This window comes from Sorangium sp. So ce185 (genome assembly GCF_051526825.1).
Taxonomy (GTDB): Bacteria; Myxococcota_A; Polyangia; order Polyangiales; family Polyangiaceae; genus Sorangium; species Sorangium cellulosum_D.
In genome coordinates, this window is sequence record NZ_CP150316.1 from 9,701,097 (window position 1) to 9,714,476 (window position 13,380).

The window sequence follows — 13,380 nt, forward strand, 5'->3', positions numbered from 1 at the left end:
AAGTTTTGATCCCTTGGCGCCGACCGGCTGCTTGCATATCCGTGCGGCCTGCCGCGTCGCCCTTGCGTGGCTGGGCACCGGGAGGCGGCGGGCGGCCGGCGGGTGGGGTGACGCGCCGAATCCGGCCGGCTCACGCCGCGGATCAGTTGCGGGTCGACGCGTCCGCGTGTAACGAGGCCCCGTGGGCGCGCAGCTCCAGATCGAGGTCGAGCGGCCGCCTCCTGGCCTGCAGCGCGGCCGTTATCCTGCGCCACAATGGGTCATCCTGGCGGTCGGCGCGACCGTGGTGCTCGGCGCGGTCGTCGTCCTGATCTGGCGGGCGCGGCGTACCCTCCGCTCACGGGAGCGAGGCGGACCTCGCTCGTCGAGGCGTGGGTGACGGGCGCGCGGGGGACCAAGGGAGGCGCCGCTCGGCCGCTTCCTGCGGATGCCCGCGGATGAATGATCGACAGCAGGTGCGATCGCGGGTTGACACCGAGCGGACCGGACCGGTAGGCACCATAGAGGGACGCGCTCCCGGTCGGCTGATGTAGAGTGCCGCCCGAGCGCGCGACGAGCCCGCAACAACCGGGGCCGAGAACGCGGCCCCAGTGAGGCCCTTTGGGTCCTGAAGAACGCCGCGCAACCGCGGCCCGTGGAACCATGGCATCGATCGAACGTGGCGTTGAGCTTGTGCATCGGGTGATCGCGCAACTGAAGAAGCGCCCCTCCAGCCATGGCGCCGTGGGAGCGAGCCAGGCGGCGCTCGATGCGCTCGAGTCGAAGTTGATGGTCGAGCTGCCGCCCACGCTGCGGGCGTTCCTGGAGTTCGATTTCACCCTCGATAGCCTGGGCCCGCGGTTCAAGGGGCGGCATCGCTTCGGCCAGGATCCGTCGGCGCCGCGGCCGAAGCTCACCTCGGTCCGCAAGCTGGCGGAGGCGAAGACCGACCTCGGCTGGACCGAGTCGCGCCTCCGGGGCAAGGTCGTGCGGCTGCCCAACCTCCCCGGCCACCCGTGGAACGCGCTCTACCTCGGCGAGGCCAGGCGGGACGGCGAGCTCGTCATCCTCGGCCTCGACAACGAGGACACCAACGTCCGCGTCTTCCCGCGCTACACGGCGTTCGACCTGTACCTCGTCGAGCAGTGCGGCCTCGCCAGGCTGTCCGAAGCGCAGCGGCTCGAGGACCTCGAGTCGCACGTCGCCCTCAACCCCGAGCTCGGGACCGCCGAAGAGGACGACGAGGGCGATACGGAGTATTGATCGCGCGGCAGCGACGCCGCTCGGCTGGCGCCGCTCGGCCGTGAACGACGCCCGTGACGAACGCGATGGCTGCCGGTGCGGAAGCGCTCCACTTTCGGGTGGACGACGGCGACCCTCACGACCGCCTCGACAAGCTCGTCGTCCACCTGATGGAGCGCGCCGGCCGCGCGACCTCGCGCGCGGCGGTGCAGCGGTGGATCGCCGCCGGTCGGGTCCTCGTCGACGGGGAGCCCGCGCGCGCGTCGGTGGCGGTGCGCTCGGGCGCCCTGGTCGATGTCCGGCCGGAGGAGCCGTCGCCGTCCGCAGCGATGGCCGATCCCGGCGTGGCCATCCCGGTGGTGTACGAGGACGAGCACCTGCTCGTCATCGACAAGCCGGCGGGGCTCGTCGTGCATCCGGCGCGCGGGCACGCGTCGGGCACGCTGGTCAACGGGTTGCTCGCCCTGCCCGGGTTCGCCCTGGCGCCGGCCGATCCGCGCGACCCCATGGGCCATGTCCGCCCCGGGATCGTGCACAGGCTCGACCGAGGCACGAGCGGCCTGCTCGTCGTGGCCAAGGACGAGCCCACCCGCGAGGCGCTGAAGGCGCGGTTCGCGAGGCACGAGATCGAGCGCGAGTACGCGGCGATCGTGGCGGGCGAGGCGCGAGACGCCACCTACGACACGCTCCACGGCCGCCACCCGACCGACAGGCTCCGCTTCACGTCGTGGATCCGCAGCGACCCCGGCGCGGGCGGCGCGGCGCCGCGCCGCGCGGTGACCCACGTCCGCGTGCTCGAGCGGCTCGGCGACGCGGCGACGGTCGTGGCCTGCTCGCTCGAGACGGGCCGCACCCATCAGATCCGGGTGCACCTCGCCGAGCGCGGCAGGACGCCCGTCCTCGGCGACCCCCTCTACGGCAAGCCGCCGAAGAAGCCGGCCGTACGGGCGATCGCGGAGGAGCTCGGGCGGCAGGCCCTGCACGCGCGCGTGCTCGGGTTCATCCACCCCGCCACGCAGAGGCCGGTGCGCTGGGAGAGCGCGCTGCCCGAGGACATGCGCAGGGCGCTCGACCAGCTGCGGAGGCTCGCTACCAGATCTTCGATTTGATGTGGCCCTTGGACTTGATCAGGATGTCCACGAGGGCGCGGTCGTAAAAATTCTTCTGGTAGAGATCCGGCGAGACGCGGCTCTTGTAGAGGGCGCGGCCCTCCTCGATCTCCTCGGAGAGGACCGTGAAGAGGTCATCCTGCTGGATGCCCTGCACGATCTTCTCCTCGTTGTAGAGCGAGAGATCGCTTGCGATGGCGCGCGCGAGGCGTCGCGCCGCCTCTTCCGTTTCAATCAAGGGCATCCGTCTCTCCTCCAGGTTCGCCGGCCGGGGGCACGCGCTCCCGAGCCGGCGGGCGCCTAGGATGCAGCAGCCCGGGCGGCGCTGTCAAAGTAGCTCGTCGTTCGACCCGCGCCCGAGCGGCGGCGCGGAGGGCGCGCCGCCCGCGGGGTGCGGCGCGCCGGCGCGCGGCTGCTCCGGGCTCTGGCGCGCCGCGGCGAGGGCGGCGAGCCCCGAGAGGAGCGGGAAGGCGACGAGCGCGTAGCGCCCGGCCCCGAAGAACACCGCGTGGGTGGCCGCGGTTGCGGCGAGGACGGCGAGCGCCGAGAGCGCGAGCACCGGCGCCCGGAGCAGCGCGCGACCCTGGAGCAGCGCCAGGCCGAGGAGCGCGAGGTAGCCCACCCATGCGTGGACGTGCAGCGCGGCGACGACCCCCAGCGCGAACAGCGCGAGCCGGGCAGGCACGAGCGCCCGCTGCGCGAGCGAGGGACCGCGAGCGCGGTCGTCGGGGTGAGGCGCGGCGAGCGCGCCGGGCGCCGGCGCGGGCTTGCGCGCTGCCCACACGAGCGCGCAGAGCAGGACGAGGCGCTCGAAGACCGTCTCGACGGCGCCGAGCGCGACCTTGTCGTCCTCGGTGAAGGCCGCCGGGTTCGACGCGTGCAGGTACCACCCGGCCGCGCCGCAATAGTCGAACGTCGCCGCGAGCTTCCGGGGCACGAGGCCGAGCCATGCGCCTGGGTGCTCCGCGATGTAGCGGCGCGCCTCTCGGCCGAAGCACGCGTCCTTGCCGGCCTCGTCGAAGACCTCACGGCACGCCTCGGGCACCTGGATGGGCGCCCAGGCGCCGGTGGAGGCCGGGTCCGCGCCGATGAGGAGGTTCCAGCCGCCGTTCACGCTGACCAGCGCGCACTGGTTCATCCGCGCGCAGTTGCGCGCGGTCCACGGCGCGCACACGAGGAGCGCCGCGAGGACGGTGACGGCGACGGGCGCCGCGCCCGCGGCGAGGGACCCGCGGAGGCGGGCGCCGTCGCCGCGCGGAGCGCCGAGGAGGGCGAGGCCGGCGAAGAGGGGCGCGAGCAGGAGCGCCTGCGGCCGGACGAGGGTGGCGGCGCCGACGAGCAGCCCGAGGACGGCGAACGGGGCCAGCGCCGGGCGGCGCTCGCGCGCCCGCGCCGATGCCCACGCCGCGCAGGCGACGAGCGAGCCGGTGACGCCCTCGGTCATGACGGCCGGGGTGTACGCGACGAGCCCGGGGTGGAGCGCGACGAGCGCGCCCGAGAGCGCCGGTATGGCGCGCGAGCGCGGCGCGGCGCGGACCGCCAGGCGGTGAACCGCGAGCGCCGCGAGCGCGCCGACGACGGCGTTGAGCAGCATGGCGACCGCAGGGCGCGCGCCGAACACCGCGTACAGCGCGCCGACGGCGCCCGGGTAGCCGACCGGATAATGCGCGGCGTACGTGACGACGCCGTCGGGCCAGAGCCACGTGTAGCCGAGCCCCGCCGCGATCCGCTCGGCGATGCGGTGGTAGTAGGTGCCGTCGGCGGTGGGCGGGAATCGCCCGGCCGCCCAGGCGACGACGGCGATCCGCGCGGCGAGGGCGAGGGCGAAGATCGCGCCCCCGTCACGGCGGCGCGCGGCCATCGCGGCGTCGTCGCTCATGACGAGCGCGCGGGCGACAGCGGGAAGCGCGCGAGCAAGCCGGCGGCGCGCAGCGCCGCGACGACCTCGCACGCCGGCAGGCCGACCACGTTGGAGTACGAGCCCTCGATGCCCGCGACGGCGAACGCGCCGATCCCCTGGATCGCGTAAGCGCCGGCCTTGTCGAGCCCCTCGCCGGTCGCCGCGTACGACGCGACCTCGTCGTCGTCGAGCGCGCGGAAGCGCACCCGCGTCACGACCGTCTCCGCGTGGAGGGCCTCGGCGCGGCCCGGGGCGGCCGCGGGCGCGAGATCGGCCTCGGCGCCGGCGATGGCGAACCGGGTCCAGACCTGGTGCTCGCGGCCCGAGAGGGCGCGGAGCATGGCGCGCGCGTCGCCCTCGTCCCGGGGCTTGCCGAGGATGGAGTCGCCGAGGATGACCGAGGTGTCGGCCACGAGGATCGCGCCGGCCCCGACCGCCTGCTGCAGGCGCCGCGCGGCCGCGAGCTTCGCCAGGGTGACCCGCCCGAGGTAAGCCGCGGCCCCCTCCCCGGGGCGGCCCGCCTCGTCGACCTCGGCCGCCGCCACGCGGAGAGGCAGGCCGAGCGTGGTCAGGATCTCTCGCCGGCGCGGCGAGCCGGAGCCGAGCAGGAGCGGGTGCGCGTCGTCTATCATGGTCGTGCGGGCGCCGGCGGCGCCGGCCCCGGCCGGGCGTGGTCGTAGCACGGCGCGGGACCGACCGCGGAGCGCAGCGCGCCGACGGAGCGTCGGGTGCCCCCAGATCGCGCCGAGACGATTGCTGTTTTGACTCTCACCCCGGCAGTAGTAGAGGGTCGGGCGCGATGCGCGCCAATTGGAGGGTGCCGGCACGATCAAGCCTCCCGCTGCTGGTGGCCTCCGGTTTTTTCATGGCGGCGCTCCTTCCGGGGCCGGCGCGCGCGGACGAGTGCGCGCCGGCGCACGGGCTGTCGACCTGCATCGACGCCGACAACCTCTGGCCCCACGCGGGCGGCGGCCCCTTCTTCGCCGTGGGGAGCACGGGGACGGCGCCGAGCGCGAAGGCCTCGTTCGGCCTCGTGGCGAGCTACCTGTCGCGGCCGGCGGGCCTGCGCGTCGCCTCGCCTGACCCCGGCGGGACGGTCGTCCACGTGCTCGACAACATCGTCGACGCGACCTTCGTGTGGTCGCTCGGGCTCACCGATCGCCTCGAGGTCACGGTCGCCGCGCCCGTCACGCTGTACCAGGACGGCGCGGGCTTCGCCGACGTCCTCGGCACCGACGCGGTGCTGCACCGCAGCGTGATGCGCGACGCGCGCCTCGGCGCGGCGTTCGCGATCGTGCCGCCGCCCCGGAGCGGCCCCCTCGACGGCTTCTCGCTCGCAGCGCGCCTCGAGCTCGGCCTGCCCACCGGCGACAAGGCCGCGTTCGCCAGCGCCGGGACGGTCACGCTCGCGCCGACCGCCGCCGCGGCGTACCAGCTCGGCGACCTCCGGCTCGCGGCCGAGGTCGGGGCCCGGATCCGCGGATCGAGCGCGGTGTACGACGTCGAGATCGGCTCGCAGCTCCTCGGCGCCGTCGGCGCTGCGGTCGACGTGCTCCCGGGCCGCTGGCTCACGGCGTCAGCGGAGGCGTTCGCCCTCTACACGCTCGCCGAGCAGCCCGCCCGCGACGCGGCGCTGGTGCCCGCGGAGTGGATCCTCTCGGCGACGAGCGCTCCGTTCCTCGCCGGCGACGTCTCGCTGTCCGCCGGCGGCGGGAGCGCCATCCCGTTCTCCGCCGAGGGCACGCTCACCGCGCCTCGCTTCCGGTTCAACCTGGGGCTGCGCTATGCGCCGATGGGGCGCGACGCGGACGCCGACGGCGTCCTGGATCGCGACGACGCGTGCCCGACCGTCGCGGAGGATCGCGACGGCTTCCAGGACGGCGACGGCTGCCCCGACCCGGACAACGACGGCGATCGGATCCCCGACGGCCGCGATCGGTGCCGGGACGAGGCCGAGACGATCGACGGCTTCCAGGACGGCGACGGCTGCCCCGACGCCGACGACGACGGCGACGGCGTCCCGGACGACGCCGACGCCTGCCGCAACGCCGCCGAGGATCGCGACGGCTTCCAGGACAGCGACGGCTGCCCCGATCCCGACAACGACGAGGACGGGATCCCGGACCAGCGCGACACGTGCCCGAACGGCGCGGAGGATGTCGACGGCTTCAGGGACGACGACGGCTGTCCCGATCCCGACAACGACCTGGACCAGGTCCCTGACGCCGTCGACAGGTGCCCGGACGCACCCGAGGATCGCGACGGCTTCCAGGACGACGACGGCTGCCCCGATCCCGACAACGACGAGGACGGCGTGGCCGACGCGGCCGACGCGTGCCCCGTGACGGCCGAGACGATCGACGGCGCGAACGACGCCGACGGCTGCCCCGAGCCGACGGCCAGGTCGCTGCCGCAGTGGTCCGGCGATCGGGTCCTCCTCGACGGCCTGGCCCGCTTCCCCGCGGGCAGCGCGCGGGTACCGCCGGCCCTGGCGGCGCAGATCGGCATGATCGCCCAGCTCATGCGCGGGCGCATGCCCCTCGACGTCGTCATCGTGGAGGTCTACCCCGATCGCCAGGGCGACTCGTCCGCGCGCGCGATCGAGCTCGCCGGCGCGCGCGCGAGCGCCGTCAAGGAGCTCCTCGCCAGCGCAGGTATCCCGGCGGACCGGATCACGGCCGCCGCTGGCGACACATCAGCCATGCGCGCGAAAGGCGCGCCCCAGATCGAGGTGACGGCGACCCGCGCTCGGCGCTCGGAAGAAGCCCGCCGTGCTCCGGGCGCAGCCTCCTCGACGACCGGAGAAAAGAAACTGCGATGAATGTCCTCGAGGCACGCCGTGCCCGTCATTTGATCATCCGCCTCGATCGGGGCGAGGAGCTCCCAGCGGCGCTCGTGCGCGCCCTCGACGAGGCCGAGGCGCGCGCCGGCTGGATCGAGGGGATCGGCTCGCTCGAGAAGGCGGAGATCGCGCTGTTCGATCAAGCTTCCCGCGCCTACGCGAAGACGCGCGTCCTCGAGGGGCCGTGCGACGTGGTGGCGCTCTCCGGGAGCGTCGCGCTCCAGCAGGGCGAGACCTCGCTGCGCCTGTCGGCCACGCTCGCCCGCGAGTCTGGCGTCGGTCTCCAGCTCGCCGCCGGCGAGCTCGTCTGGGCTCGGGTTTACGGGCTCGAGCTCCGCGTCACGGCGTTCGACGATCTGCCCCTCGCGCGGGCGTTCGACGATCGGACGGGCCTCATGCAGCTCGTGGCCCAGCCGACCGCCATCCCGGCGATCGCGAGCGAGACGCCCCGGCTGGCGCCTCCGGCGCAGGCCGCCGAGCCGGCGCGCGCGGCGCCTCCGGCGCAGGTCGCCGAGCCGCCCCGCGCTGCGGCCCCGCCGCCAGCCGCCGAGCCGCCCCGCGGAGCGCCGCCGGCCCCTGCTCCAGAGCCTGCTCGCCCGGTGGCCTCGGTCGCTGAGCCCGCGGCCGTGCCGCTGCCGCAGCGCCCGGTCCGCCCTCGCCAGGAGGAGGAGATCTATCCGGAAGTGGGCGACAGCGTGACCCACTTCCACTTCGGCGAGTGCACCGTGATCAGCTCCGACGGCGAGCGGATCCGCCTCCGCCAGGAGCGCGACGGCCGCGTGCGCGAGGTCTCGCTGACGATGCTCCGCATCGAGCCTCCCACCGTGGATCCGGCGACGAGCCGGAAGCACTTCCGCCTCGCGCGAAAGAACTGAGCGCGCCGCGCGCTACGTCGCGCTACGTCGATCGAGCGGCGGCGGACGGCTTGCCGTCGCTCGGGCGCGTCGTCGCTCAGAAGACGCGCTGGGCGACGTTGATCGAGTCCCCTGCCTGCAGGGGCACGTCGGGGATCTTGTTGTCGATGATGTCCTCGACCGAGACCGTGGCGAACACGGTCTTGCCCTGGGACTTCCTGCGGATCGTGACCCGGTCCTTGTCCGCGATGCTGTTGAACCCGCCCGCCATCGAGATGGCGCGGAGCAGCGTCATGCCAGGCTGGAGCGGCAGGGATCCGGGCTTCTGCACCTCGCCGAGCACCTCGACCCGCTTCGAGTTGTACTCCTTGATGCTCACGCTCACGCTGGGGTCGGTGAGGACCTGCCCCTCCATGAGCTTCGCGCGGACGAGCTCTGCCACCTCCTGAGGCTCGAGGCCCGCCACCTTGAGTCGCTTCACGTAGGGGAAGTCGACGGTGCCGTCCGGCGCGACGGTGAACGTCGTGGGCAGCTTGTCTTCCCCGACGACGCGGAGCTCGAACACGTCCCCGACACCGATCGTCGTCGCCTCCACGGGAGGCGGAAGGTTCACCGGCCCGGGCTGGCGCGACGAGCAGGCGGCGATCACCAGCGCGAGGAAGGCGGCTGCCCACCGACCTGAGCGTCGCATCACATGAACCAGCGCACGCCCAGATAGGCTTCGAACTGCTGCCATCCGAGATGGTTCTGGGCGTTGGACTCGTCGAGGATCGTCAGCGCGGTGCTGCTGATGTTGTTGCCATACCGCAGCGTGGTGTTGATCCCCAGAGAGTCCGCGAACCGGTATTCGCCGAACAGAGAGGCATCGATACGGATGTCCGTCCAGGGCTCCTCGGCTGCGACCAGGCGCCCGTTATCCGCCGGGATCCCCGGGAACACGTGGGCGGCCACGCCGCCGTCGAGGATGAGCAGGAACCGTCCGCCGAAGAAGTAGGTCAGCTTGAGGTATCCGCGGTCGCGCTCGAAGTAGCTCGCGAGGAAGCTGTCGTGGAAGTCGCGCGTGAAGCCGGCCGAGAGCGACGAGAGCGCGAGCGTCGCCGCCGCAGGGTCGGCCGACGGATTCGGCGTCAGGAACCACTTCAGCTCGAGCTGGCCGATGACGCTGTCGAAGTCGTGCACGACGTCGCCGTCGTTGGTCGGCGTGTAGAAGCTCGCGCCCCAGCCGGCCATCGCGAGGAGGCCGAACGACGACGTCACGAGGCCGTTGATCCCGAGCTGCGCGCGCAGCGGGTGAGAGGAGAGCTGGGCGCCCGGATTCGGATAATCGACGAACCCGAGCGACGCGTCGTAGATGAGCGCGGTGCGCGGCAAGAAGCGCCAGCGCCCCCGCGTCCGGACGATGTGCTGCATGTTCGTCAGGCTCTCGTACTCGTCGAGCTCGAAGAACGTGCCCGCGAAGCGATAGCCAAGGCGCCAATCGAGCAGCCCGCCGCCCGGCGTCCACACGAGCTCTGCTCCCGCGCCCGCGTGGACGCGCCGGAAGCTCTGGTTGGAGATCCCGATGTCCGAGGAAGCGATGGTCCGGCCGAGCGACGCGTCGAGGACCGCGGACCACGGGCGCTGGGGCAGGATCGTCAGGTTGGCGTCGAGCGAGCCGCCGATGTTCCGCTGCTGGCCGAGCCGCTCCTGCCCGCGCTCCGGCCCGGAGACCGGGAAGAAGTCATCGTAGGTCGCGGCGATGCCGGCGCGAAACTCGACGTCCGGCGGCGGCGCGTCGGGCGTCACCTCGTGACGCTGCTGGCTGAGCGTCGAGAGCGAAAATGAAGGCGTGATCCGGAGCCGCATCGAGCCGACAGGCCCGATGTCGTCGGCGCTGGCCACGTCTTCTTCGTCCCTGCGAAAGAAGTTGGAGTCGTAGCCGAACTCCGCGGCGATCCCCGGGTGCAGCTCGAGATCGCCGGCGCGAATCCCGATGCCCTCGGTGTAGCGACGATCCTTGAGCCAGGGCTGATCCTGCGCAAGGGCCAACGCCGGGGACAGAGTTAGTGTGAATACGGCAGCGACTATGGTGTCACGAGGTTTCATCGCCTATTGGGCAGTGGCAATCCGAGAGAGGCGGTCGCCTACCGAAAACAGCTACTGCACGCAGGCGGCTCGATGATGATCTGGCTGACGGGATACTCGGAAGGATCCTCCTTGGGGAGGTTCTCATCGATATCGACCTTGACGGCGCTCTCGCCGATATAGCCCGCTTCCTGGCCGATGCACTGGTTGGCCTCGGCCGTCAGCTGCTCGGAGCGCTGGCGCAGGACCGTCAGGATCGTGAACTCGTGATTGGAGAGATCGGCGTCTCGCCGATTCACCGCGAGCTCCAGGCCCTGCCGCCGCTCGCGGGCGGAGCGGATGGCGACGTCGATCTGATTCAGCTTGTCGTTCAAGCAGAGCGTCTTCACGACGTCTCGCTGCGAACGGGCCGTCTCGAGCTGGCGGCGAACGGACGTCCGGGCCCCGTCCATCCGAGCAAGGAAGGTCTCGCTCTGCGCGAGCTGCTCGGCCGGCGAGAGCGTCACCTGCCGCGCGAGGCCCGCGGACGCATCCGGCGGAGGCGCCGTCTGCGCCTGCGCAGCAGCGATGCCGTGGCCGATGACGACCGAGATCAGCGCAACTGCTGCGAAGCCGGGGATCTGTTCACGTTTCATCGGAGCCTCCGGAAGTCAGGCCCGCGGAGTATAAGTGCGGGCAGACGTGGTTGTCAAAACGCAATGAACATGCCGAACGGCCAGCAGCTCGCCCTGTCGGGAGGACCCGTACCAGGTTTCTCCCCATTGGATGCGCGACGGCATCACGCCATTCACCTTCACGCGAAGGGAGAGGATTGCGTCTTGTCCACGGCTCTGGGTGGCGTCGGGCCTATTGGCTGACGAAGGTGACAGGAATCACAACCGTCGCGCCGCCACCCTCGGGCGGCGCGAATTGCGCGCTCTGGACGCGCGCGACCACGCAGGAGACCACGGTCCCGGACAGGCCGGAGCCGCCGGAAGGGGTCGCCGAGAGCACCTCGCCGTTCGGGCCGATCTTCGCGGTGATCCGGACCGACCCCTTCATGCTCGGGTCCTCCTGAAGCCCTTTATTGTAGCAACGGCGGAATCCAGCGGTCATCCCAGCCACGACGGAGGGCGCGTTCGAGACGCTCCCGCCGGCGACCGCGGGGCCGCCCACCTGGGCGTTGCCGACCGGTCCCTTGACCTGCTGCGCCGAACCGGCGGTCGCCGGACCGCTGGTCCCGGTGTTGCCGATGGTCGCAAGGCCGCCGCCGCCGGCGGCGCCAGGTCGCACGGTGCCCCCACCGGCGCCCCCCATGTTCAATCCCGCCACACCCCCCTTGCCGACGCCCGACCCGGAGGCGGCCGCGTTCTCGAGGAGGCCCGTCGGCACATCGCCGGAGCTCAAGACGCTGGCCGTCGCGTTCCCGCTCGAATTGAGCGCGCCCAGCATCTGCATGTCGAGCTGCGCGAGCTCGTTGGTGAGCGCCGAGGCGCGGGCGTCGCTCATCCCGCCGGAGCCCTTCCCCGCGCTTGCGGCCGCGCCCTTGTTCCCGCCGCCGCTCGCGGCCTTGGGCGCCTCGGCGGTCGGCGCCGCCGTCGCGGCCGGCGCCTCGGCGTTCTCCTTCGGCTGCTCCACCACCGGCGGCGGGGGCAGCTGCTTGACGGACTCGAGCAGCGCCGCGACGTCGACCTCATCATCGACGACCGGATCCATCCAGTCGGAGTAGATCGACCCGACGGCGCCGAAATGGAACAGGAACGAGAACGCGGCGATAATCGTGGTCGTCCAGTCGATGTCGTTCGCGATCCCCGACTTCACCGAGACGGGCAGCTGCGGCTTGGGCTGCACCGGCGGCGGCGCGACGAACTGGAACAGGAACGTCGTCTCCCCCACGACGATCTTGCCGCGCGCCTCCTCGCTCAGCTGGACCTGATAGGCCTGGGCATTGCCCACGGCCACGCGCTTGGCAGACGACTTGAGCGCGGAGAGCTCCGAGACGCCGGCCTTGAAGGCGACGCGGCCGGTCATCCCGTCCAGGAAATTGAGGAAGTACTCGCCGCCCACGAGCTCGAACAGCCGAAAGCTCGGCGGGATGCTCTTGCTCGGGATGACGAACATGCTCTTTTCGCTGGGCCCGATGGTGACGTGGGTGCGCTGCTTGATGACGCGCTCCTCGATCACCTTTCCCCCCTGGACCAGGCCGATCCTGAGGACCTTCGGGCCGGTCACCGGTGCGACCGCCCGCATGACCGCGGTCATCTGCCCGGGCTGGCCGGGTCGCGACGGGGTGGGGTGCGGGTGCTGCTGGGTCATTCCAAAGGACTCCGGGAGAGAGGGGACGACGCAGGGGCCGACGCCGGTCGCGCGCGGCGGGCGGAGCCGCGCCCCAGGGCCCGGCGGGCCCCGGGCCTGGATCCGCGGAAGGAGCGCTGCGCAGCGGAGGGCACCACAGCCCGCGAGGGTACACGGACAGCTGGGGGCGGTCCAGGAGAGCGCGCCGCGCTCAGGGGCGCGCGCGGCGCGATCGTCGCGGCGATGCGCTCGGCGCGCGAGCAGCTCCGGCGGCGCCGTCGAGCGGGCCCAGTGCGACGCCGACGAGCGCGTCGACGGCCTCTCGCGTCCGCGAAGCCGCGGCGCGGCCGGCGCGCCCCGCCGCCGCGGACGCGATCGCGCCGGCCGCGCCCGCGACCAGGACGAGCGCGATGGCCGAGGGCCCGGCCTGCGCGAGGAACGAGAGCGTGGCGAGGAGCAGCGCGGCGAACGCCGAGAGGCGCGCCGCCGCGCGCGGCCACCCCGCGCCCGCGTCGAGCCGCTGCTCGAGCTCGGCGAGGAGGTCGTTCGCCGCCGCGATCTTCGCGCGCGGATCGGCGGCGGACATGACCTCGAGCGCGAGCCGGCGCTCCCAGCTCTCCGGCGGCGACCGCCTCGCCAGCTCGGAGAGCCGCGCCTCGGCGGGCAGCGCGCGGAGCGAGCGCGCGAGCGCCGTCAGGTCGCCGCCCGTCGCGCGCGCGACCTGCGCCGGGTGCTTCCACGAGATCGCGGCGCAGGCGCCGCTCGCCGCGATCGACAGCGCGATGAAGAGCGCGGCGGACACGCCGCCGCCTACCGCCCGCGGCGCGCGCCCGGAAATCCGGCGAGATCTCCGGTCCGAGGCACTAGAACGGCTCCTTGAAGATCGCCTGCTCGATGCGGTCCAGGAAGGGCTGGCGCAGCTCGGCGAGCGTGAGCTTCGGCTGGATCCGGCTGACGTCGACGGCCGCGATGGGCTTCTGGATGCGGCCGGTGATCGTCACCTCGGCGAGCGTGATGACCCCGCGCTGCTTGCCCTTCTCCTGCGCGCTCGCGCGCTCGCCGTGGCAGAGGATCGCGAGCAGGACCGAACCCAGCGCAAGTGCCTTGTACATGCTC

General features: G+C 72.8%; 13 protein-coding genes. 4 read left to right on the forward strand and 9 right to left on the reverse strand.

Annotation, left to right across the window (positions count from 1 at the left end; all coding sequences use genetic code 11):
- The first annotated feature begins 681 nt into the window (after positions 1-681).
- Positions 682-1,242, forward strand: coding sequence for an SMI1/KNR4 family protein (locus tag WMF26_RS35575; RefSeq protein WP_437996345.1), 561 nt, complete (start codon positions 682-684; stop codon positions 1,240-1,242).
- A 65-nt stretch (positions 1,243-1,307) separates the two neighbouring features.
- Complete coding sequence (locus WMF26_RS35580) at positions 1,308-2,330, forward strand: RluA family pseudouridine synthase (RefSeq protein ID WP_437996346.1); 1,023 nt, start codon at positions 1,308-1,310, stop codon at positions 2,328-2,330.
- On the opposite strand, the gene WMF26_RS35585 is transcribed toward WMF26_RS35580, so the two are convergent.
- The 3 genes from WMF26_RS35585 to WMF26_RS35595 all read right to left on the reverse strand — a co-directional run bounded on the left by WMF26_RS35585 (position 2,311) and on the right by WMF26_RS35595 (position 4,862).
- Positions 2,311-2,574, reverse strand: coding sequence for a hypothetical protein (locus tag WMF26_RS35585; protein ID WP_012238561.1), 264 nt, complete (start codon positions 2,572-2,574; stop codon positions 2,311-2,313). The genes WMF26_RS35580 and WMF26_RS35585 overlap by 20 nt on opposite strands.
- Before the next feature lie 84 nt (positions 2,575-2,658).
- On the reverse strand, positions 2,659-4,209 hold the full coding sequence (locus WMF26_RS35590) for a hypothetical protein (protein WP_437996347.1): 1,551 nt from the start codon (positions 4,207-4,209) through the stop codon (positions 2,659-2,661).
- Positions 4,206-4,862, reverse strand: coding sequence for a Maf family protein (locus tag WMF26_RS35595; RefSeq protein WP_437953959.1), 657 nt, complete (start codon positions 4,860-4,862; stop codon positions 4,206-4,208). Before WMF26_RS35595 ends, WMF26_RS35590 begins: the two co-directional genes overlap by 4 nt.
- 167 nt (positions 4,863-5,029) lie before the next feature.
- Here WMF26_RS35595 and WMF26_RS35600 point away from each other — a divergent pair, with 167 nt between their 5' ends.
- Together WMF26_RS35600 and WMF26_RS35605 are read left to right on the forward strand one after the other, a co-directional pair.
- On the forward strand, positions 5,030-7,051 hold the full coding sequence (locus WMF26_RS35600) for an OmpA family protein (RefSeq protein ID WP_437996348.1): 2,022 nt from the start codon (positions 5,030-5,032) through the stop codon (positions 7,049-7,051).
- Complete coding sequence (locus tag WMF26_RS35605) at positions 7,048-7,947, forward strand: PPC domain-containing DNA-binding protein (RefSeq protein ID WP_437996349.1); 900 nt, start codon at positions 7,048-7,050, stop codon at positions 7,945-7,947. The genes WMF26_RS35600 and WMF26_RS35605 overlap by 4 nt, the downstream gene beginning before the upstream one ends.
- A gap of 76 nt (positions 7,948-8,023) precedes the next feature.
- Here WMF26_RS35605 and WMF26_RS35610 read toward each other — a convergent pair whose 3' ends face one another.
- The 6 genes from WMF26_RS35610 to WMF26_RS35635 all read right to left on the reverse strand — a co-directional run bounded on the left by WMF26_RS35610 (position 8,024) and on the right by WMF26_RS35635 (position 13,376).
- A complete protein-coding gene (locus WMF26_RS35610; RefSeq protein ID WP_061621867.1) occupies positions 8,024-8,617 on the reverse strand; it encodes a polysaccharide biosynthesis/export family protein in 594 nt (197 codons plus the stop codon).
- Positions 8,617-10,011 (reverse strand): hypothetical protein, encoded by a 1,395-nt coding sequence (locus WMF26_RS35615; protein ID WP_437996350.1) that lies wholly within the window; start codon positions 10,009-10,011, stop codon positions 8,617-8,619. The genes WMF26_RS35610 and WMF26_RS35615 overlap by 1 nt, the downstream gene beginning before the upstream one ends.
- Before the next feature lie 38 nt (positions 10,012-10,049).
- Positions 10,050-10,625 (reverse strand): hypothetical protein, encoded by a 576-nt coding sequence (locus WMF26_RS35620; protein ID WP_020738962.1) that lies wholly within the window; start codon positions 10,623-10,625, stop codon positions 10,050-10,052.
- Between the two features lie 211 nt (positions 10,626-10,836).
- Positions 10,837-12,285, reverse strand: a complete 1,449-nt coding sequence (locus tag WMF26_RS35625) for an AgmX/PglI C-terminal domain-containing protein (protein WP_061621865.1) — start codon at positions 12,283-12,285, stop codon at positions 10,837-10,839.
- Positions 12,286-12,475: 190 nt separating this feature from the next.
- Positions 12,476-13,066: a hypothetical protein gene (locus tag WMF26_RS35630; RefSeq protein ID WP_437996351.1), complete on the reverse strand. Its 591-nt coding sequence runs from the start codon at positions 13,064-13,066 to the stop codon at positions 12,476-12,478.
- Between the two features lie 61 nt (positions 13,067-13,127).
- Positions 13,128-13,376 (reverse strand): hypothetical protein, encoded by a 249-nt coding sequence (locus WMF26_RS35635; protein ID WP_020738965.1) that lies wholly within the window; start codon positions 13,374-13,376, stop codon positions 13,128-13,130.
- Between the last annotated feature and the right edge of the window lie 4 nt (positions 13,377-13,380).

Bases quoted from the DNA above. Each gene is read 5' to 3' on its own strand.
- WMF26_RS35580 (WP_437996346.1), top strand. From the start codon at position 1,308: ATGGCTGCCGGTGCGGAAGCGCTCCACTTTCGGGTGGACGACGGCGAC.
- WMF26_RS35585 (WP_012238561.1), bottom strand. From the start codon at position 2,574: ATGCCCTTGATTGAAACGGAAGAGGCGGCGCGACGCCTCGCGCGCGCC.
- WMF26_RS35590 (WP_437996347.1), bottom strand. From the start codon at position 4,209: ATGAGCGACGACGCCGCGATGGCCGCGCGCCGCCGTGACGGGGGCGCG.
- WMF26_RS35595 (WP_437953959.1), bottom strand. From the start codon at position 4,862: ATGATAGACGACGCGCACCCGCTCCTGCTCGGCTCCGGCTCGCCGCGC.
- WMF26_RS35600 (WP_437996348.1), top strand. From the start codon at position 5,030: ATGCGCGCCAATTGGAGGGTGCCGGCACGATCAAGCCTCCCGCTGCTG.
- WMF26_RS35605 (WP_437996349.1), top strand. From the start codon at position 7,048: ATGAATGTCCTCGAGGCACGCCGTGCCCGTCATTTGATCATCCGCCTC.
- WMF26_RS35610 (WP_061621867.1), bottom strand. From the start codon at position 8,617: ATGCGACGCTCAGGTCGGTGGGCAGCCGCCTTCCTCGCGCTGGTGATC.
- WMF26_RS35615 (WP_437996350.1), bottom strand. From the start codon at position 10,011: ATGAAACCTCGTGACACCATAGTCGCTGCCGTATTCACACTAACTCTG.
- WMF26_RS35620 (WP_020738962.1), bottom strand. From the start codon at position 10,625: ATGAAACGTGAACAGATCCCCGGCTTCGCAGCAGTTGCGCTGATCTCG.
- WMF26_RS35625 (WP_061621865.1), bottom strand. From the start codon at position 12,285: ATGACCCAGCAGCACCCGCACCCCACCCCGTCGCGACCCGGCCAGCCC.
- WMF26_RS35635 (WP_020738965.1), bottom strand. From the start codon at position 13,376: ATGTACAAGGCACTTGCGCTGGGTTCGGTCCTGCTCGCGATCCTCTGC.